This is a genomic window from Pseudomonas sp. AC463 (assembly GCF_979253585.1).
The window spans coordinates 1-332 of sequence record NZ_CEEDDZ010000312.1 but is presented as its reverse complement, the minus strand read 5'-3'; the positions used below and the strand labels follow the sequence as shown (position 1 = coordinate 332).

1 protein-coding gene is annotated in these 332 nt (G+C 66.6%); it reads right to left on the bottom strand.

The window, feature by feature from the left end:
* Positions 1 to 332: membrane protein insertase YidC (yidC, locus tag AC0IYH_RS30285; protein WP_471837829.1), on the bottom strand; the 332-nt coding region annotated here is incomplete at both ends.

The following is a 332-nucleotide window of genomic DNA, read 5'->3' as shown; positions in this document are numbered from 1 at the left end:
CCCGCGAAGAAGCGCGAGGTCTGGGTCAGGCTTTGGCCGGGCGCGACGACGCGCGGCTGAACCGCGAAATCGGCCTGGTAGGCGCTATTCGCGCCGGCGCGGAACTGGCCGTCGAAGGTCGCGGCCTGATCGGGAATCAACGCGGTCAGCCAGTATTTGTCGGTGAAGCCGAGCCAGCCGCCCTGAGTCGTGAACCGCTGCGGGCCGGCATCGACGTCCTTGAAGTCGGGCTTGTAGTTGGCGGCACCGTTCGCGACCGACATCGGGCCGGTGTGGATCGTCCAGCTGTCGGGGTCCTTCGACACGCCGCTGCGATTGACATAACCGTATGC